General features: G+C 47.1%; 18 protein-coding genes and 1 pseudogene. 16 read left to right on the top strand and 3 right to left on the bottom strand.

Going from position 1 to position 19,099, the window contains the following annotated elements:
- Positions 1-22 precede the first annotated feature (22 nt).
- From NYE62_RS18995 to pyrG, 3 genes are all read left to right on the top strand, one after another.
- Positions 23-2,131, top strand: a complete 2,109-nt coding sequence (locus NYE62_RS18995; protein ID WP_342497123.1) for a (Fe-S)-binding protein — start codon at positions 23-25, stop codon at positions 2,129-2,131.
- A 228-nt stretch (positions 2,132-2,359) separates the two neighbouring features.
- Positions 2,360-2,887: a DNA-directed RNA polymerase subunit delta gene (rpoE, locus tag NYE62_RS18990; RefSeq protein WP_007407616.1), complete on the top strand. Its 528-nt coding sequence runs from the start codon at positions 2,360-2,362 to the stop codon at positions 2,885-2,887.
- Between the two features lie 240 nt (positions 2,888-3,127).
- Entirely contained in the window at positions 3,128-4,735 is a 1,608-nt protein-coding gene (gene pyrG / locus NYE62_RS18985; protein WP_033574388.1) for a CTP synthase (glutamine hydrolyzing), read from the top strand.
- Positions 4,736-4,782: 47 nt separating this feature from the next.
- On the opposite strand, the gene NYE62_RS18980 is transcribed toward pyrG, so the two are convergent.
- On the bottom strand, positions 4,783-5,304 hold the full coding sequence (locus tag NYE62_RS18980) for a DUF2529 domain-containing protein (RefSeq protein WP_007407614.1): 522 nt from the start codon (positions 5,302-5,304) through the stop codon (positions 4,783-4,785).
- A 164-nt stretch (positions 5,305-5,468) separates the two neighbouring features.
- Between NYE62_RS18980 and spo0F the strand changes: the two genes are divergently transcribed.
- The 11 genes and pseudogenes from spo0F (at position 5,469) to NYE62_RS18925 (ending at position 15,938) form a co-directional block, all read left to right on the top strand.
- The gene (gene spo0F, locus NYE62_RS18975; protein ID WP_012118670.1) at positions 5,469-5,843 is read left to right on the top strand and encodes a sporulation initiation phosphotransferase Spo0F; all 375 of its coding nucleotides are present in this window, start codon (positions 5,469-5,471) and stop codon (positions 5,841-5,843) included.
- 175 nt (positions 5,844-6,018) lie between these two features.
- On the top strand, positions 6,019-6,876 hold the full coding sequence (locus tag NYE62_RS18970) for a class II fructose-bisphosphate aldolase (RefSeq protein ID WP_003151102.1): 858 nt from the start codon (positions 6,019-6,021) through the stop codon (positions 6,874-6,876).
- A gap of 118 nt (positions 6,877-6,994) precedes the next feature.
- Positions 6,995-7,633: a fructose-6-phosphate aldolase gene (gene fsa, locus NYE62_RS18965; RefSeq protein WP_007407613.1), complete on the top strand. Its 639-nt coding sequence runs from the start codon at positions 6,995-6,997 to the stop codon at positions 7,631-7,633.
- Between the two features lie 308 nt (positions 7,634-7,941).
- The gene (locus tag NYE62_RS18960; RefSeq protein ID WP_007407612.1) at positions 7,942-9,231 is read left to right on the top strand and encodes a UDP-N-acetylglucosamine 1-carboxyvinyltransferase; all 1,290 of its coding nucleotides are present in this window, start codon (positions 7,942-7,944) and stop codon (positions 9,229-9,231) included.
- Positions 9,232-9,264: 33 nt separating this feature from the next.
- Entirely contained in the window at positions 9,265-10,230 is a 966-nt protein-coding gene (glpX, locus tag NYE62_RS18955) for a class II fructose-bisphosphatase (protein WP_003151105.1), read from the top strand.
- 201 nt (positions 10,231-10,431) lie between these two features.
- Positions 10,432-10,537, top strand: a pseudogene (locus NYE62_RS18950) (hypothetical protein); the annotation flags it as partial.
- A 99-nt stretch (positions 10,538-10,636) separates the two neighbouring features.
- Positions 10,637-11,923: a transcription termination factor Rho gene (rho, locus tag NYE62_RS18945; protein WP_003151107.1), complete on the top strand. Its 1,287-nt coding sequence runs from the start codon at positions 10,637-10,639 to the stop codon at positions 11,921-11,923.
- Between the two features lie 121 nt (positions 11,924-12,044).
- Positions 12,045-12,245 (top strand): 50S ribosomal protein L31, encoded by a 201-nt coding sequence (gene rpmE / locus NYE62_RS18940; protein WP_003151132.1) that lies wholly within the window; start codon positions 12,045-12,047, stop codon positions 12,243-12,245.
- Between the two features lie 84 nt (positions 12,246-12,329).
- Positions 12,330-12,914: a thymidine kinase gene (locus tag NYE62_RS18935; protein ID WP_007614390.1), complete on the top strand. Its 585-nt coding sequence runs from the start codon at positions 12,330-12,332 to the stop codon at positions 12,912-12,914.
- Between the two features lie 283 nt (positions 12,915-13,197).
- A complete protein-coding gene (gene malS / locus NYE62_RS18930) occupies positions 13,198-14,895 on the top strand; it encodes an oxaloacetate-decarboxylating malate dehydrogenase (protein WP_007407609.1) in 1,698 nt (565 codons plus the stop codon).
- An 86-nt stretch (positions 14,896-14,981) separates the two neighbouring features.
- Complete coding sequence (locus tag NYE62_RS18925; RefSeq protein WP_007407608.1) at positions 14,982-15,938, top strand: AEC family transporter; 957 nt, start codon at positions 14,982-14,984, stop codon at positions 15,936-15,938.
- A gap of 33 nt (positions 15,939-15,971) precedes the next feature.
- Here the strand turns inward: NYE62_RS18925 and racA are convergent, their stop codons facing one another.
- Complete coding sequence (gene racA / locus NYE62_RS18920) at positions 15,972-16,535, bottom strand: chromosome-anchoring protein RacA (RefSeq protein ID WP_342497122.1); 564 nt, start codon at positions 16,533-16,535, stop codon at positions 15,972-15,974.
- Positions 16,536-16,645: 110 nt separating this feature from the next.
- Positions 16,646-17,029: a VOC family protein gene (locus NYE62_RS18915; protein WP_003151138.1), complete on the bottom strand. Its 384-nt coding sequence runs from the start codon at positions 17,027-17,029 to the stop codon at positions 16,646-16,648.
- A gap of 111 nt (positions 17,030-17,140) precedes the next feature.
- On the opposite strand from NYE62_RS18915, the gene prfA reads away from it, so the two are divergent.
- Both prfA and prmC read left to right on the top strand, forming a co-directional pair.
- Positions 17,141-18,211: a peptide chain release factor 1 gene (gene prfA / locus NYE62_RS18910; protein WP_003151139.1), complete on the top strand. Its 1,071-nt coding sequence runs from the start codon at positions 17,141-17,143 to the stop codon at positions 18,209-18,211.
- A gap of 1 nt (position 18,212) precedes the next feature.
- The gene (gene prmC, locus NYE62_RS18905) at positions 18,213-19,073 is read left to right on the top strand and encodes a peptide chain release factor N(5)-glutamine methyltransferase (protein ID WP_015240760.1); all 861 of its coding nucleotides are present in this window, start codon (positions 18,213-18,215) and stop codon (positions 19,071-19,073) included.
- The last annotated feature ends 26 nt before the right edge of the window (positions 19,074-19,099 follow it).

Here is a 19,099-nt window from a genome sequence, read left to right as displayed (position 1 = left end):
TCAGAACAAAGGGGGAGACAAGATGAACGCATTTCTCATGGTAAACGCGCTGCTGTTTTCAGCTGTAACCGCTTACGCCGTTTATTTATTCGTTTACCTGATCAGAACGAGGATCGCTTATATTAAGCTCGGCCAAAGGGAAGAATTTGATAAACGCCTGAAAGAACGTCTTCAGAAGATATGGGTGAATGTGTTCGGACAAAAAAAACTGCTGAAAGATAAAAAGAGCGGCATCATCCACGTTCTGTTTTTTTACGGTTTTATACTCGTTCAGTTCGGCGCAATTGATTTTATTCTGAAAGGGCTGCTTCCTGACCGTCATCTGCCGTTCGGTCCGCTTTATCCGGCGTTTACCTTTTTTCAGGAAATCGTCACGTTTCTGATTTTAATCGCCGTAGTCTGGGCGTTTTACCGGCGCTACATTGAAAAACTCGTCAGACTGAAACGCGGGTTTAAAGCGGGGCTTGTCCTGCTGTTTATCGGCGGACTGATGGTGACGGTGCTTCTCGGGAACGCCATGAACCTTTTATGGCACGATCATTCTCTGTCTTGGACGGAACCGATCGCTTCCTCCATTGCGTTTGTGCTCGGCGGTCTTTCAGCGCCGGCGGCCGCCGCCGTGTTTTATGTTTCATGGTGGCTTCATCTGTTGTTTTTGCTCAGCTTTTTAGTGTACGTGCCGCAATCAAAGCATGCGCACTTAATTGCGGGTCCGGCGAATGTGTTCCTCAGCAGGCTGGATTCAAAAGGAAAGCTGGAAAAAATCGATTTCACCGATGAGTCGAAAGAAAGCTACGGCGTCGGAAAGATTGAAGACTTCCGCCGCTCTCAGCTTGTCGACCTTTACGCCTGCGTCGAATGCGGCCGCTGTACAAATATGTGTCCGGCCTCCGGTACGGGCAAGATGCTCTCGCCGATGGACCTCATTTTAAAGCTCAGAGACCATTTGACGGAAAAAGGCGCTGCCGTGACGTCAAAATCTCCGTGGGTGCCCGCGCCCGTTTTTCAGCACATGAAGGCGAATCAGCTCGCCGCGGCTTCCTCAGGGGGAGGATCGCGTGAAGCGGCGGCAGCCATCGATTACAACCCGAGCTTAATCGGCGAGGTCATCACGGAAGAGGAGATTTGGGCGTGCACCACTTGCCGCAACTGTGAAGATCAATGTCCGGTCATGAATGAACACGTTGATAAAATTATCGATCTGCGACGTTATCTTGTGCTTACGGAAGGGAAGATGGACAGCGACGCGCAGCGGGCCATGACTAGCATTGAAAGACAGGGAAACCCGTGGGGCTTAAACCGGAAAGAGCGGGAGAACTGGCGGGAGCAGGCTGATACAGAAATTCCGACAGTGAAAGAAATGAAAAAACAAGACAAAGAGTTCGACTATTTGTTTTGGGTCGGATCAATGGGTTCCTACGATAACAGGAGCCAAAAGATTGCCGTCTCATTTGCAAAGCTGCTTAATGAAGCGGGCGTATCCTTTGCGATTCTCGGCAATAAGGAAAAAAACTCAGGCGATACGCCGCGCCGTTTGGGCAACGAGTTTCTGTTCCAAGAGCTGGCGGAACACAACATCGGCGAATTTGAAAAACACGGGATCAAAAAAATCGTCACGATTGATCCGCACGCCTATAATATGTTCAAAAATGAATATCCTGATTTCGGATTCCGGGCCGAAGTCTATCATCATACTGAATTATTAGCCGAGCTTGTGTCACAGGGGAAACTAAAACCGCTTCACCCGGTGAATGAAACGATTACCTTCCATGACTCGTGCTATTTAGGAAGATACAATGAAGTGTATGAGCCGCCGAGAGCGATCTTAAAAGCCATTCCGGGCGTTCAATTGAAGGAAATGGAGCGCAGCCGCGAAAACGGGATGTGCTGCGGCGCCGGAGGAGGGCTCATGTGGATGGAAGAAGAAACGGGAGCGAGAATCAACACGGCCCGGACTGAGCAGGCGCTTTCTGTCAGTCCGACGGTCATCAGCTCCGGCTGTCCTTACTGTCTGACCATGCTCGGTGACGGTACGAAAGCGAAAGAAGCCGAAGACGCGATCGGCACTTATGATGTCAGTGAATTGCTCGCCATGTCTGTATTCGGCGCCGAAAAACAAGAGTCTTTATAGAAAGAAGCGGGCCGCCGGCGCATATGCCGGCGGCTTTGTTTTTCGCACATCAGCCGATTTATGAAGGGACGGCTCTAAAATTTCTTAAATTACGCTGTTAAGGGTAGCATATTCTGTTTTAATTTGTTTATAATGAGAGGTATGGTTTATGAACAAAACAATACAAATTCGTTCTTATTATAGGATAGAAACAGATACATATAAGTAATAGAAAGGGAGTGTCCGACCTTGAGTATCAAACAATATTCTCAGGAACAGCTGAAGCAGATGGCTTTAGTTGAAATCGCTCACGAAATTTTCTCAGAACATAAAAAACCGGTTCCGTTCCAGGAGCTGCTGAATGAAATGATCTCCTTGCTCGGTGTTACGAAAGAGGAACTGGGTGACCGTATCGCCCAATTTTATACAGACCTGAACATTGACGGCCGCTTTATTGCTCTGTCAGACCAGACGTGGGGGCTTCGCAGCTGGTATCCGTACGATCAGCTGGACGAAGAAACACAGCCGACTGTAAAAGCGAAAAAGAAAAAAGCGAAAAAAGTCGTTGAGGAAGATCTCGACCTTGATGAATTCGAGGAAGTTGACGAAGATGACATCGATCTCGATGAAATAGAAGAAGATATTGACCTTGAAGCAGACAGCTTTGACGACGAAGATATCGATGAAGAAGATGACGACGAGCTTGAGATCGAAGACGAGATGATTGAAGAAGATGAGGAAGATTATGATGATGAGGAAGAGGATCGCAAAGACTGATTTTATATCAGCAAAACGATCTTGACTTTCATTGTCGAACTATGTAGTATGTATTTTGGGCTCTTCAAAAAGAAGAGAATTCATAAGAGTGCTACGCTCCCTTTCAAGAAATTGAAAGGGAGCTTTCTTATTTTCATCTCCCAAATTCTTTTACACATCATTTGTTTTTAGTGAAATGATTTTCTATAAAACGGCACATTTTAAGGAATGTAGCGCAGACCGAAGAGAGGAGCAAACGAAATGACGAAATATATTTTTGTAACCGGGGGAGTTGTATCATCACTCGGAAAAGGAATTGTGGCTGCATCACTTGGCCGCCTTTTGAAAAACAGAGGCATGAGCGTCACCATCCAAAAATTTGACCCTTATATCAACGTTGACCCGGGAACGATGAGCCCGTACCAGCACGGTGAGGTATTCGTTACCGATGACGGCGCTGAGACTGACCTTGACTTAGGGCATTATGAGCGGTTCATTGACATTAATCTGAACAGATTCAGCAACGTGACGACCGGTAAAATCTATTCTGCCGTATTGAAAAAAGAGCGCCGCGGGGACTACCTCGGCGGAACGGTTCAGGTCATTCCGCACATCACAAATGAACTGAAAGACCGCGTGTACCGTGCAGGCAAAGAAACAAACGCAGATGTAGTCATTACTGAGATCGGCGGAACAGTGGGAGACATCGAATCCCTTCCGTTCCTTGAAGCCATCCGTCAAATGAAAAGCGACATCGGCCATGAAAACGTGATGTACATTCACTGTACGCTTGTTCCGTACATCAAAGCGGCGGGCGAGCTGAAAACAAAACCGACGCAGCACAGCGTAAAAGAGCTGAGAAGCCTCGGTATTCAGCCTAATATCATCGTCGTGCGCACGGAAATGCCGATTTCTCAAGATATGAAAGATAAAATCGCGCTCTTCTGCGATATTGACACGAAAGCGGTCATCGAGTGCGAAGATGCGGACAACCTTTACTCCATCCCGCTTAACCTTCAGGAGCAGGGACTCGATAAGCTTGTCTGCGATCATATGAAATTAGAATGCAAAGATCCGGATATGACGGAATGGAAAGACCTTGTCACGAAAGTGAAAAACTTGTCTAAAACCATTACAATCAGCCTCGTCGGAAAATACGTCGAGCTTCAGGACGCTTACATTTCAGTCGTTGAATCACTGCGCCACGCCGGCTATGCGTTTGACGCTGATGTGAAGATCAGATGGATTAACGCCGAAGAAGTGACAGAAAGCAATATTCAAGAGCTGACTAGCGGCACAGACGGAATCATCGTGCCCGGCGGTTTCGGAGACCGCGGCGTAGAAGGGAAAATCATCGCCGCCAAGTATGCGCGTGAGAATAAAATTCCGTTCTTCGGCATCTGCCTCGGTATGCAGATTGCATCCATTGAATATGCACGAAACGTATTAGGTCTGGAAGGGGCTCACTCTGCGGAGATTGATCCGTCCACTCCTTATCCGATCATCGACCTTCTGCCGGAACAAAAAGATGTCGAGGATCTTGGAGGAACGCTTCGTCTCGGACTGTACCCTTGTAAGCTTCAGGAAGACACGAAAGCCTTCGAAGCGTATGCGGATGAAGTGGTATACGAACGCCACCGCCACCGTTATGAATTCAACAACGAATACAGACAGCAAATGGAAGAGAACGGTTTTGTGTTCTCAGGAACAAGCCCTGACGGCCGTCTTGTGGAAATCATCGAGCTGAAAGACCATCCTTGGTATGTCGCTTGCCAGTTCCACCCTGAGTTCAAATCAAGACCGACAAGACCTCAGCCTTTATTCAAAGACTTTATCGGCGCTTCCGTACAAGCTGCAGAACAGAAGTAATAAAAAAAGACTTGCCTCCTTTAAAAGCGGCAAGTCTTTTTTCTGCATCAGGCATATTCCTGCATCATTTCCTTTAACGTAAAGGACAGTGCGTGATAGACATACAGGCCTGTCATTAATGAAGGAAAGCCGTATCTTGTCCCGTCTTCATCAGGCAGAAGCGGCATTTTTAATTTGCTGTCAATATGAACATCACAAAATTCCTCAATCCCGGTTTGATCTTTGATGACAGGAGATACGCCAACGAGGCCGATCCCTTTTTCATAAAGCTTTTGAGCCAGCGCCTGTTCTTCAGCCGTGCCCGGACCTGAACAAAACATCAGCACCCTGTCGCTTTCTGTAATCGAATCAGCTGTATCCGGAAACGCTTTGACGGAAGGCATCGGTTCTGAGCCGAGTTCCGCTTCGCACAGAATGCCCTGCATCTCATTTGCGCCGTATAAATAAATGGTATGGCCGCTGACGGCTGCCTGCGCCAGCAGGCGCGCGCCGTCTTCTATTGCTTCGGATTCCTTATCCTGAATGCGGGAAAAAATGCCTGCAAGCTGCGTCGTAAATATCTTTAACATGAGTGAAACCTCCTTTACACATACAAGAACAGTATACAACAAAAGAGAAAATGCTCAGAAAATGTCGGAAAGTAGACTATTATAATTAAAGGAAATGTGAAAATCAAACAGAATACATAAACAACTGCTTCCTTTTGACGAAAATGATAATATTGGGGTGTAAAATGATGAATGAAAAGATTTTAATCGTAGATGACCAATACGGTATACGCATATTGCTCAATGAAGTGTTTCATAAAGAAGGGTACCAGACGTTTCAGGCCGCCAACGGCATACAGGCGCTGGACATCGTAACGAAAGAACGGCCCGATCTCGTGCTTTTAGATATGAAAATCCCCGGCATGGACGGAATCGAAATTCTCAAGCGCATGAAGATGATCGACGAATCTATCCGCGTCATTATCATGACCGCTTACGGAGAACTCGATATGATTAAGGAATCAAAAGAGCTCGGAGCGCTGACCCATTTTGCGAAACCTTTTGACATTGATGAGATCAGAGACGCGGTGAAAAAATATTTACCTCTAAAATCGAATTAATAAAATTAGAAACAATTATGTCATTGTGTTGCCGATTTGTCGAAAAGTTGGTATCCTAGAGATGGAGAAAAAGCGATCTGTTGTTTTACATATGACAGGTTTTTATGGTCATGCTATAGGTGGAAAGCTTTTTTCGAGAAGAAGCAAATCAGGCTACATAAGGAGGACTTTCGACATGCCTTTAGTTTCAATGACGGAAATGTTGAATACAGCTAAAGAAAAAGGATATGCTGTTGGACAATTTAACTTAAATAACCTTGAGTTCACTCAAGCTATTTTACAAGCAGCAGAAGAGGAAAAATCCCCGGTTATTCTTGGTGTTTCAGAAGGCGCGGGACGCTACATGGGCGGCTTCAAAACAGTGGTTGCCATGGTTAAAGCTCTTATGGAAGAATACAAAGTGACAGTTCCTGTCGCCATTCACTTAGACCACGGTTCAAGCTTTGAATCTTGTGCGAAAGCGATTCATGCAGGCTTCACTTCTGTAATGATCGACGCATCTCACCACCCGTTTGAGGAAAACGTAGCAACTACAGCTAAAGTGGTTGAGCTTGCTCATTTCCACGGCGTTTCAGTTGAAGCTGAGCTTGGAACTGTAGGCGGACAGGAAGATGACGTGATCGCTGAAGGCGTAATCTATGCTGACCCTAAAGAGTGTCAAGAACTTGTAGAGCGCACTGGCATCGACTGCCTTGCACCTGCACTGGGTTCTGTTCACGGCCCTTACAAAGGCGAACCGAACCTCGGTTTCAAAGAAATGGAAGATATCGGCAAATCAACCGGCCTTCCGTTAGTACTTCACGGCGGTACAGGAATTCCGACTGCCGACATTAAAAAATCAATCTCACTTGGTACGGCTAAAATCAACGTAAACACTGAAAACCAAATTTCTTCTGCAAAAGCTGTTCGCGAAACATTGGCAGCTAAGCCGAACGAATACGATCCTCGTAAATATCTTGGACCTGCTCGTGAAGCGATCAAAGAAACGGTTATCGGCAAAATGCGTGAGTTCGGTTCTTCAAACCAAGCTTAATCCAATGTAACATCCATAAACCGCCTGACAGCATTGACAGGCGGTTTTATGTCTTACCTTTAGAAAGCGCAATCATGTTTTACAGTTCTGAAAATTTATTACTGGGGAGGCTTTCCTTATGTTATTTTTCATTGATACAGCAAACATTGACGAGATTAAAGAAGCTTATGAACTTGGCGTTCTTGCCGGAGTTACGACAAACCCTAGTTTAGTGGCAAAAGAAGCTGACGTGTCTTTCCATGACAGACTTCGTGAGATTACGGAAGTCGTGAGCGGATCAGTAAGCGCGGAAGTCATTTCCCTGAATGCTGAAGAAATGATTGAAGAAGGTAAAGAACTTGCGAAAATCGCACCGAATATCACGGTGAAAATCCCGATGACGTCTGAAGGGTTAAAAGCCGTAAAAGCGCTGAGCGACCTGAACATTAAAACAAACGTAACGCTCATTTTCAGCGCCAACCAAGCGCTTTTGGCGGCAAGAGCCGGGGCGACTTATGTATCTCCGTTCTTAGGCCGTCTGGATGACATCGGCCATAACGGTCTTGAACTGATTTCAGAAATAAGACAGATTTTTGACATTCATGACATTGATACACAAATCATCGCAGCTTCCATCCGTCATGCGCAGCACGTGACTGAAGCCGCTTTACGCGGTGCGCATATCGGTACGATGCCGCTGAAAGTCATTCACCAGCTGGCGAAACATCCGTTAACGGATAAAGGCATCGAGCAATTCTTGGCAGACTGGAATAAATAAGGGTGAAAAGGGCGGCAAACCGGTTGATCCGTTTGCCGCACCCTTATGTTTTCCTGTTTGGCAGCGGGCCTTCAGTATCAAAGTGAAGAGTGTGTTTCCCCGGAATGTGAACCCGGCGGGCCTCTGTGCATCCTGTGTTAAAAATGCCCCGCAAAGCTTCGCTATTTTCTTCCTGTTATTTTATAATGTCCTTGTATTCTTTCTCTTCGAATTGGCTACATTTTGGACAAGAGCTTTATTTGCAGAGACAGAATAAAATGCCATTTTATTTACGCTCCGCAGCTATCTTCTTATGGAAGGAGACTATCATGGAAAAGTTGAATATTGCCGGCGGCGATCCGTTAAACGGAACCGTACATATCAGCGGTGCGAAAAACAGCGCCGTCGCATTGATACCCGCAACCATTCTGGCAAATTCCGAAGTAACGATTGAAGGGCTTCCGGAGATCTCAGATATTGAAACGCTGCGTGACCTGCTGAAAGAAATCGGCGGAAACGTCCATTTTGAAAAAGGAGAAATGGTCGTCGACCCTTCCCCGATGATCAGCATGCCGCTTCCCAACGGCAAAGTGAAAAAACTCCGCGCTTCCTATTACTTAATGGGCGCGATGCTGGGCCGCTTCAAACAGGCGGTCATCGGACTGCCGGGCGGATGCCATCTCGGGCCGCGGCCGATTGACCAGCACATCAAAGGGTTTGAAGCGCTTGGGGCGGAAGTCACCAATGAACAAGGCGCGATTTATCTGCGCGCCGAGAGGCTGAGAGGCGCACGGATTTACTTAGATGTCGTCAGCGTCGGAGCGACGATCAATATCATGCTTGCCGCTGTACTGGCTGAAGGTAAAACCGTGATAGAAAACGCCGCCAAGGAACCTGAGATTATTGATGTTGCCACATTGCTCACCAGCATGGGCGCAAAGATCAAAGGCGCGGGAACCAATGTAATCAGAATCGACGGCGTAAAAGAGCTGCACGGATGCAGGCATACGATCATTCCGGACAGAATTGAGGCGGGCACCTTTATGATCGCCGGCGCCGCGATGGGGAAAGAAGTCATTATTGATAATGTCATACCGACTCACCTGGAGTCTTTAACGGCGAAGCTCAGGGAAATGGGTTTTCACATTGAGACGAGTGACGATCAGCTTCTTATGCTCGGCGGGCAGAAGCAGATAAAACCGGTCGACGTAAAAACGCTTGTTTACCCGGGATTCCCGACTGATCTTCAGCAGCCGATGACATCTCTGTTAACGAGAGCCAGCGGCACGAGCGTCGTAACCGACACCATCTACTCGGCCCGATTTAAACATATAGATGAGCTGAGACGGATGGGGGCCAACATGAAAGTGGAAGGCAGGTCGGCCATTATCACCGGTCCGGCCGAGCTTCAGGGCGCAAAAGTAAAGGCGAGCGATCTGCGTGCAGGCGCTTGTCTGGTCGTCGCCGGGCTCATGGCTGACGGCGTAACCGAAATTACCGGTCTCGAGCATTTAGACCGCGGCTACAGCAATCTTGAGAAAAAACTCGAAGGTCTGGGCGCCACAATCTGGCGGCAAAGGCTGACGGACGAAGAGATAGAACAGCTCCAAAATTCATAGAAATGCGGACTTTTGAGAGGAGATCGTGTTGAAATGGAAAGAAGCTTATCGATGGAATTGGTTCGAGTCACTGAAGCGGCGGCTTTAGCATCTGCCAGATGGATGGGCCGCGGAAAAAAAGATGAAGCTGATGATGCGGCGACAAGCGCAATGCGTGACGTGTTTGACACGGTGCCGATGAAAGGCACGGTCGTGATCGGGGAAGGCGAGATGGATGAAGCGCCGATGCTTTACATCGGCGAAAAGCTCGGAAACGGATACGGCCCGCGCGTCGATGTCGCCGTCGATCCTCTTGAAGGCACAAACATCGTAGCGAGCGGCGGCTGGAATGCGCTGACGGTGATCGCGGTCGCCGACCACGGAACACTGCTGAACGCCCCGGATATGTATATGGAAAAAATCGCGGTCGGTCCCGAAGCGGTAGGCTGCATCGATATTGAAGCGCCTGTCATTGATAACTTAAAAGCCGTTGCGAAAGCGAAAAACAAAGACATTGAAGATGTCGTGGCAACCATTTTAAATCGTGACAGACATGAAAAAATCATCTCTGAATTGCGTGAGGCGGGCGCCAGAATCAAACTGATCAACGACGGTGATGTCGCGGGCGCCATCAATACGGCCTTTGACCATACGGGAGTAGACATTCTCTTCGGTTCAGGCGGGGCTCCTGAAGGCGTGCTGTCTGCCGTTGCGTTAAAAGCGCTCGGCGGCGAAATCATCGGCAGGCTTCTGCCGCAAAGTGCGGAAGAGCAGGCCCGCTGTGAGCGAATGGGCCTTGATGTATCCAAAGTGCTCCGGATGGAGGACCTTGTGAGAGGGGATGACGCCATTTTTGCCGCAACGGGCGTCACGGACGGAGAGCTGCTGAAAGGCGTTCAGTTCAAAGGCTCCGTAGGCACGACTGAAAGTCTGGTCATCCGGGCGAAATCAGGAACGGTCCGATTCGTTGACGGAAGACACAGCCTGAAGAAAAAACCAAATCTTGTGATCCGGCCATAAATAGAGAAAAGCGGGACGGAAAGTCCCGCTTTTCTTTTGCAATAAAGAGTCAACCCTATCATTTATATGTCAAAGCATTATTTAAGTTGAATAATTTTTTGAAATGAGGTAAAAATAAAGAGTGCTGCGATTTTTCTGTGTCATTCCTTCTTTTGAGTACTGGGAAATTTTCAAATTCTACCGCATACAGACGATATAAATATTGATCTTCTCAAGTTTTTGTCCTCGCTTCCTTCAAAACTCATTAAGACATTCCTTTTTTAAAAAAGCGCCGATCATGGGTGGAAGTGTTACCGATAGAAGTTCCTGAACGTTTTATAAAAGAATGTGCTTTGGCGGAATCATGCGAAGCAGCCGATTTGAATGAAAACAGCAATACATTGACTATGAAAAGCGTGGTGTTTTTATGAAAGACGTATCTATTTCCTCTTTGGAAAATATGAAATTAAAAGAACTATATGAACTGGCCAGACATTATAAAATCTCCTACTACAGCAAACTGACTAAAAAAGAATTAATCTTTGCCATTCTGAAAGCCAACGCCGAGCAGGAGGATCTTCTGTTTATGGAAGGCGTGCTCGAAATCATCCAATCGGAAGGATTCGGCTTCCTCAGACCGATTAATTACTCGCCAAGCTCAGAAGACATCTACATTTCTGCTTCTCAGATCCGCCGCTTTGATTTAAGAAACGGTGACAAAGTATCCGGCAAGGTGCGTCCGCCGAAAGAAAACGAACGCTATTACGGACTTTTGCACGTTGAAGCGGTAAATGGAGATGATCCGGAATCTGCGAAAGAGCGCGTCCATTTTCCTGCGCTGACTCCGCTTTATCCGGACCGCCAAATGGTGCTTGAGACGAAACCGAATTATCTCTCAACAAGAATTCTTGATATGATGGCTCCCGTGGGTTTCGGCCAGCGCGGTCTGATCGTGGCGCCGCCGAAAGCCGGTAAAACCATGCTGTTAAAAGAAATCGCTAACAGCATTACGACAAATCAACCTGACGCTGAATTGATCGTTCTCTTAATTGATGAAAGACCGGAAGAAGTAACGGATATTGAACGTTCCGTAGCGGGCGATGTCGTCAGCTCGACGTTCGATGAAGTGCCGGAAAATCACATTAAGGTAGCGGAGCTTGTGCTTGAACGGGCGATGCGTCTCGTTGAACACAAAAAAGACGTTATCATTCTGATGGACAGCATTACCCGCCTGGCACGGGCCTACAACCTCGTTATCCCGCCAAGCGGACGTACGCTTTCCGGCGGGATTGACCCGGCTGCGTTCCATCGTCCGAAGCGCTTTTTCGGTGCCGCGCGAAACATTGAAGAGGGCGGCAGCCTGACCATTTTGGCGACGGCGCTCGTGGACACGGGCTCCCGGATGGATGACGTCATCTATGAAGAGTTTAAAGGAACGGGCAACATGGAGCTTCACCTTGACCGTTCTCTTGCGGAAAGACGGATTTTCCCGGCGATCGATATCCGCCGCTCCGGCACACGGAAGGAAGAGCTGCTCGTGCCGAAAGAGCATCTTGACCGTTTATGGGCGATCCGCAAATCGATGTCTGATTCTCCGGACTTCGCAGAGAAGTTTATGAGAAAAATGAAAAAAACAAAAACGAATCAGGAATTCTTCGATCTGATCAACCAAGAATGGAAGCAGGCAAACCTTTCATCATCAGCTCGCCGCTGATAAAAAATGTATTTGCAAATGCAGTAAATGACTGATATAATTCTCTCATATGCGTTCCGGATTACTCCGGAATAATAACTCTGTTTCCACACGGGATTCAGGGCGGAAGGAGATGGATACAATGAAAGCAGGAATTCATCCTAATTTCAAAAAAGCAACAGTTAAATGCGCTTGCGGAAATGAATTTGAAACAGGCTCAGTAAAAGAAGAGGTACGCGTTGAGATTTGCTCTGAATGCCACCCATTCTACACTGGACGTCAAAAATTCGCTTCTGCTGATGGTCGTGTTGATCGCTTTAACAAAAAATACGGTCTTAAGTAATAATAGATTTTACAGGCAGGCAAGAATTGCTTCTTGCCTGTTTTTTATGTCCATAAACAGGAAAAAAAGGGGAGCGGATAGCCTATGTACATAATGAAGCAAAGCGGATGGCTTGAGCTGATATGCGGCAGCATGTTCTCTGGGAAATCAGAAGAGCTGATCCGCAGAGTGAAAAGAGCGACATATGCGAAGCAGGAGGTCAAGGTGTTCAAACCTGCCATTGATAATCGCTACAGTGAGGAGGCCGTCGTTTCTCACAACGGCACATCCATGACAAGCCACGTCATCTCGTCTTCGGCTGAAATATGGGATCATATCAGTGAAAGCACGGACGTCATCGCGGTAGATGAGGTGCAGTTTTTCGGCGAATCGATCATCGGCGACTTATCCTCGCTTGCGGATAAAGGCTATCGTGTCATCGCTGCCGGACTTGATATGGATTTCCGGGGAGAGCCTTTCGGCGTGGTGCCGAATCTGATGGCGGTTGCCGAATCGGTGACGAAGCTGCAGGCGGTCTGCTCCGTTTGCGGGTCGCCGGCAAGCCGTACGCAGCGTTTGATTGACGGGAAGCCCGCTTCCTATGATGATCCGGTCATTTTAGTCGGCGCGTCGGAGTCATACGAAGCGAGATGCAGACATCATCACGAAGTGCCGAAAAAAACAGACTGATAAATAACCCTTTTCATGAAAACATCGGTAAAAAATCCGGTGTTTTTTTGACGTTTTTTCAAAAATTGTAGTTAAATAACTTAAAAAAGAGTATGAAAAAATTAAGTAATTTTCATCTCTTGAATTTTCATTTTTACAGGCATAAAATGACTAAGTAATGTAAATAGTTATGAGACATTGTTCGAATAATTGTCAAAAAAAGATATAGCAGATCGCGATCACACTAGCCAAAATGGGTAATTACTTAACTTTGTTAACTATTTGAAGAAAGAAGGAGATTTTCTTGAATAATATTAAAGTAACGAAGGAAGGCAACTTAGAAACTACTTTAAGAGGAAAAGAAGTTCTATCTATCCCTACTTTAAATAAAGGTGTTGCGTTTTCAGCAGAAGAAAGAAAAAGCCTTGGATTAGACGGGCTGCTTCCTCCGACAATTCTGTCTCTTGATGAGCAGGCAAAACGCGCATACGAGCAGTTTCAAGCTCAGCCGGACCGCCTTCGCCAAAACGTGTATTTGAATGATTTGCAAAACCGTAACGAAGTTCTTTTCTTTAAATTGCTTCAAAACCATCTTCGTGAAATGCTGCCGGTTGTTTACACACCGACTGTCGGTGAAGCGATTCAAGAATACAGCCATGAGTACAGAAGACCTCAAGGGATTTACCTTTCTATCGACAACGTGGAAGGAATCGAAGAGGCATTTGAAAACCTTCATGCCACTGCCGGAGATATTGATCTGATCGTTGCGACAGACTCAGAAAGCATCCTCGGAATCGGTGACTGGGGTGTGGGCGGTATCAACATCGCCATCGGAAAATTAGCGGTATACACAGCTGCTGCCGGTATTGACCCAAGCCGTGTTATTCCTGTCGTTCTTGACGTCGGTACGAACAATGAAAAACTTCTGAACGATCCTTTATACATCGGTAACCGCCATGAACGTATCCAAGGCGAACGTTACGAAGCTTTCGTTGACGCTTATGTAAAAGCTGCGCTTAAATATTTCCCTAAAGCTCTTCTTCACTGGGAAGACCTTGGAAACAAAAACGCGCGCAATATCATGAAGAAATACAACCATGAAATTCTTACATTCAACGATGACATTCAAGGAACAGGCGCGATTACGCTTGCAGGTGTGCTTGCGGCTATGAAGAAAACAGGCGCGTCTATTAAAGACCAGCGTGTGGTTGTCTTCGGTGCGGGATCTGCCGGAATCGGAATCGCTGACCAAATCCGCGACACTATGGTGCTTGCCGGTCTTTCTGAAGAAGAAGCCAACAAAGCGTTCTACACAATGGACTACAGAGGCTTGTTAATTGAAGGTATGGAAAACATTCTTGATTTCCAAGAGCCGTACCTGCGCACAGCTGAAGAAATTAAAGATTGGAAACGCGATGAAAATGGACAAATTCCTTTCATTGAAGTGATCCGTCAAGCGAAACCGACAATCTTAATCGGTACATCAGGCCAAAGCGGCGCGTTCAGTGAAGAAATCGTCAAAGAAATGGCAAAACACGTTGAGCGTCCGGTCATCATGCCGATGTCTAACCCGACACCGCTTGCTGAAGCCGTTCCTAGCGATCTTTTCAAATGGACTGACGGCAAAGTGCTTGTGGCGACAGGAAGCCCGTTTGACAATGTAGAGTACAATGGCGTTTCTCATGAAATCGGACAATCTAACAACGCATTCGCGTTCCCTGGACTTGGTCTCGGTTCAATCGTTGTAGAAGCGAAAGTGATTACTCCTGCAATGTTTGCGGCAACTGCTGACGCAATCGCAGAAAGCGTTGATTTTGAAACACCGGGTGCAGGCCTTCTGCCGAGCATGAGCGACTTACAAGAAGTTTCAATTAAAGTTGCGATCGCCGTAGCGGAAACTGCCATTAAAGAAGGCGTGGCAAACCGCATTCCTGAAAATGTAGAACAAGCCGTTCTTGATGCAATGTGGAAACCGCAATATAAACAAGTTGTCGCTAAATAATTTTTACGATTAATTTTACAGTCCGAGGGAAAGCTTTTATATAAAGGCTAAAGTATACGGACATTAAGGATTTGGAGGAGAACATTTTGAGCTTCTTAGATATTTTAATCCTCCTGGCGCCGATCTTTTTCGTGATCGTGCTGGGATGGTTCGCAGGTCGCTTCGGAAGTTATGACGCGAAGTCAGCAAAAGGGGTAAGCACCTTAGTTACGAAGTACGCGCTTCCGGCGCATTTTATCGCAAGTATTTTAACCACTTCAAGAAGTGCGTTTTTATCACAGGTTCCTTTGATGGTCGCTTTGATCATTGGGATTGTCGGATTCTTTATCGTCATTTTGTTGGTTTGCAAATTTATCTTCAAGTATGATTTAACGAATTCATCTGTATTTTCTTTAAACTCTGCACAGCCGACATTTGCTTTTATGGGTATTCCCGTACTCGGAAGCTTATTCGGAGCAAGCGAAGTAGCGATTCCTATCGCCGTTACGGGTATCGTGGTTAACGCCATCCTTGACCCGCTAGCGATCATTATCGCTACTGTCGGTGAGTCATCTAAGAAAAAAGACACTGAAAACGAGAACTTCTGGAAAATGACTGGTAAGTCTATTCTTCACGGTCTTTCCGAACCGCTTGCGGCTGCACCGCTTATCAGTATCATTCTGGTACTCTGCGGTGTAACACTCCCTGGCTTGGGAGAAAAAATGCTTGATCAGCTCGGAAGCACAACATCAGGTGTTGCGCTCTTCGCCGTCGGTGTAACTGTCGGTATCCGCAACATTAAGCTCAGTCTGCCGGCTTTCGGTATCGCTTTGTTAAAAGTTGCCGTTCAGCCTGCGCTGATGTACTTGATCGCTCTTGCAGTCGGACTTCCGGCTGACCAGATCACTAAAGCGGTATTGCTCGTTGCATTCCCTGGATCTGCGGTAGCGGCGATGATTGCCACACGTTTCGAAAAACAAGAGGAAGAAACTGCGTCCGCGTTCGTGATCAGTGCGATTTTATCTCTCATCTCACTGCCGATCATCATTGCGCTGACTGCATAATGAAAAGCTCCCTGTTTCAGGGAGCTTTTTTGATTAGAATTGAAATTTAAAAGGCGAAAATTTCGTTTTTTTTCTGGGTTTCTTATGTTCTGAAGAAGCGGCTGTTTCTGAGAGGGGAGCTGTCTGGGCAAGTTCCTGGATGCGGGAGGCCAATGTCTGCAATTCGGTATTGAGGTCGTCAATTTCCCGCCTGTGCTGAAGAAGCTGATAAGACACCCCTTCATCCGCCTTTTGTTTCAGCTGGCGTTCAAGCTCCTCTATCCTTGAAAGCAGATGGTTCTCACCTTGTTTCTCTTTCGTGAGAATGTCCAGTTTGCGCTCCAGCTCTGCCAATCTTTGTTCAGCGCCAACATTGATTTTCGGACGCTGCAAAATGAAGCCCGTCCGTTTTTTCGGCTGCCGGGGCACTTGAACGTCCAGAAGGGCAGTGCCTTCAGAAATTTGCCGTTTGACCGATTTCAGCACATCAAGATCCTCAGGTGTAAAGGAATAATGTCCGAGCTCATTCCGTTCAGCCGGAAGATTCAGCTGCTTGACCCACCTTTGCACCGTTTTTGCGGAGACGCCGAGCTCTTTCGCGGCCATGTTTGTATTCATGATCACATACCTCCTTTTTGCTAGGTATTCGACCATGAGGCGGCGTTCCCTTCATGTTAGACAAAACAAGAAGGAATTCGCCAAAGAAAGCGGCATTTCTTCAAAAAACGTTACGCTTCATACAATTCAAGCGGAAGCTTGTCGGGATCGAAGAAAAAGGTAAACCGTTTCCCCGTCAGCGGATCGGTTCTGATCGGTTCTGTGCCGACGCCCTTTTCCTTTAACTCCCTGACGGCTGCTTCAAGATCGTTTACGGTGAAAGCGAGATGCCGGAGACCCGCGGCTTCCGGTCTGGTCGGCCGTTCGGGCGGATCGGGAAAGGAAAACAATTCAATCGCGTACGCGCCGTCCAGCGCAAGATCAAGTTTATAAGATTCCCGTTCCTTTCGGTATGTTTCTTTTATAATGCCGAAGCCGAGAATCTCGGTGTAAAAAGCTTTCGACTTTTCATAATCAGAGCATATGATTGCTATATGGTGGATGGATTTCAGCATATCCGCCCCTCCTTTTTTGCTTCAGTATAACAGAGGCGAATTGCTTTTGACTGGCGATAAGCCCTATACTATAATGAGAATGTTACGCACAGGAAAACAGAGGTGAAGACCGTGTTAGACCGTTTACAGTCAATTGAACAACGATACGAAAAATTAAATGAGCTTTTAAGTGATCCGGAAGTGGTCAACGATCCGAAAAAGCTTAGAGAATATTCGAAAGAGCAATCTGATATACAAGAAACCGTTGAAGTCTATAGACAATACAGAGACGCATCAGAACAGCTTGCCGATGCGAAAGCGATGCTTGAGGAAAAGCTTGATGCCGATATGAGAGAAATGGTGAAGGAAGAAATCTCCGAACTGCAGGGAGAGACGGAAACCTTATCAGAGCGTTTGAAAGTGCTCCTCATCCCGAAAGACCCGAACGATGACAAAAACGTAATCATGGAGATCCGCGGAGCAGCGGGAGGAGAAGAAGCCGCGCTGTTTGCGGGAAATCTCTACAGAATGTACTCCCGTTACGCCGAAATTCAAGGCTGGAAGACTGAAGTCATGGAAGCAAACGTGACCGGAACGGGCGGTTACAAAGAAATCATCTTTATGATTACGGGAAAAGGCGCATACTCCAAGCTGAAGTATGAAAATGGCGCGCACCGCGTACAGCGTGTTCCGGAAACGGAATCAGGCGGCCGTATTCATACATCCACGGCGACGGTGGCGTGTCTTCCTGAAGCGGAAGAAGTAGAAGTGGACATCCACGAAAAAGACATCCGCGTCGATACATTCGCATCAAGCGGACCGGGCGGACAAAGCGTAAACACGACGATGTCGGCCGTACGCCTGACGCATTTACCGACCGGTGTTGTCGTTTCCTGTCAGGATGAAAAATCTCAGATTAAAAACAAAGAAAAAGCGATGAAGGTGCTCCGCGCCAGAATCTATGACAAATTCCAGCAGGAAGCTCAGGCTGAATATGATCAGACCCGTAAATCAGCCGTCGGTTCAGGCGACCGTTCCGAGCGTATCCGCACATACAATTTCCCGCAAAACCGTGTGACGGATCACCGCATCGGCCTGACGATTCAAAAGCTGGATCAAATCCTGGAAGGCAAGCTTGATGAAGTGGTTGAAGCGTTAATCGTAGAAGACCAGTCAAGCAAGCTCCAGCAGGCGGAAAATTAAGATGAAGACCGTTTTTGAAGCCCTAAGCTGGGCTTCTTCTTATTTAACCGAAGCGGGAAGAGAAAAAAACGCGGCCGAGCTGCTGCTGTTAAATGATACCGGAATGGATCGGAGCAAGCTTCTCGCAAGTCTGCAGGAGCCCGTCGGCGAGGACGAGCTTTATCGATTCAGACGGCACGTGGAGATGCATAAAGAAGGTATTCCGATTCAATATATTATCGGGAAAGAACAGTTTTACGGCAGGGAATTTTTTGTGAATGACGATGTTCTCATTCCGCGTCCGGAAACGGAAGAAGTCGTCTTTCATCTGCTGGACAGACAGAAGCGGGCATTTTCCGAGGCAGAACGCCTGAACGTCATTGATATCGGTACGGGGAGCGGTGCCATTGCGGTGACGCTCGCCCTTGAATGCGGACATTTTTCAGTATCGGCTTCGGATATTTCAAAAGAAGCGCTGCAGGTGGCGGAAAGAAATGCGCAAAACCTCGGAGCGGACGTCTGTTTTTTGCAGGGAGATCTGTTAACTCCTTTTATTTCATCAGGAAAAAAAGCGGATATTATTGTTTCCAATCCGCCGTATATTTCTGAAGAAGAAATGGCCGATTTGTCGGATATCGTCCGTTTCCATGAGCCGCTTCATGCTCTTACGGACGGCGGTGACGGTTTGAAATTCTACAAGCGGTTTATGGAGGAGCTGCCTCTTGTCATGAAAGATAAAGCGCTTGTCGTCTTTGAAATCGGATATAATCAGGGGAAAGCCGTGAAAGACCTGTTCCGTCATTCCTTTCCGAATGCGGAAGTGGAAGTCGTACAGGACATCAACGGAAAAGACAGAACCGTATCCGCGGTCATCACATCATGAAAAAAGCCCGCCGGTGACGCACACGG

The sequence above is a fragment of the Bacillus sp. FSL K6-2861 genome, assembly GCF_038630725.1.
GTDB classification, from domain to species: Bacteria; Bacillota; Bacilli; order Bacillales; family Bacillaceae; genus Bacillus; species Bacillus velezensis.
The sequence above is the reverse complement of the archived record's forward strand: the minus strand, read 5'-3'. Positions and strand labels throughout refer to the sequence as shown.

What these genes read in the sequence shown, in the direction of transcription:
- prmC (WP_015240760.1), top strand. Translation starts at nt 18,213, where the DNA reads ATGAAGACCGTTTTTGAAGCCCTAAGCTGGGCTTCTTCTTATTTAACC.
- NYE62_RS18970 (WP_003151102.1), top strand. Translation starts at nt 6,019, where the DNA reads ATGCCTTTAGTTTCAATGACGGAAATGTTGAATACAGCTAAAGAAAAA.
- racA (WP_342497122.1), bottom strand. Translation starts at nt 16,535, where the DNA reads ATGAATACAAACATGGCCGCGAAAGAGCTCGGCGTCTCCGCAAAAACG.
- rpmE (WP_003151132.1), top strand. Translation starts at nt 12,045, where the DNA reads ATGAAAGCAGGAATTCATCCTAATTTCAAAAAAGCAACAGTTAAATGC.
- spo0F (WP_012118670.1), top strand. Translation starts at nt 5,469, where the DNA reads ATGATGAATGAAAAGATTTTAATCGTAGATGACCAATACGGTATACGC.
- NYE62_RS18980 (WP_007407614.1), bottom strand. Translation starts at nt 5,304, where the DNA reads ATGTTAAAGATATTTACGACGCAGCTTGCAGGCATTTTTTCCCGCATT.
- NYE62_RS18960 (WP_007407612.1), top strand. Translation starts at nt 7,942, where the DNA reads ATGGAAAAGTTGAATATTGCCGGCGGCGATCCGTTAAACGGAACCGTA.
- glpX (WP_003151105.1), top strand. Translation starts at nt 9,265, where the DNA reads ATGGAAAGAAGCTTATCGATGGAATTGGTTCGAGTCACTGAAGCGGCG.
- fsa (WP_007407613.1), top strand. Translation starts at nt 6,995, where the DNA reads ATGTTATTTTTCATTGATACAGCAAACATTGACGAGATTAAAGAAGCT.
- NYE62_RS18995 (WP_342497123.1), top strand. Translation starts at nt 23, where the DNA reads ATGAACGCATTTCTCATGGTAAACGCGCTGCTGTTTTCAGCTGTAACC.
- NYE62_RS18935 (WP_007614390.1), top strand. Translation starts at nt 12,330, where the DNA reads ATGTACATAATGAAGCAAAGCGGATGGCTTGAGCTGATATGCGGCAGC.
- NYE62_RS18915 (WP_003151138.1), bottom strand. Translation starts at nt 17,029, where the DNA reads ATGCTGAAATCCATCCACCATATAGCAATCATATGCTCTGATTATGAA.
- rho (WP_003151107.1), top strand. Translation starts at nt 10,637, where the DNA reads ATGAAAGACGTATCTATTTCCTCTTTGGAAAATATGAAATTAAAAGAA.
- pyrG (WP_033574388.1), top strand. Translation starts at nt 3,128, where the DNA reads ATGACGAAATATATTTTTGTAACCGGGGGAGTTGTATCATCACTCGGA.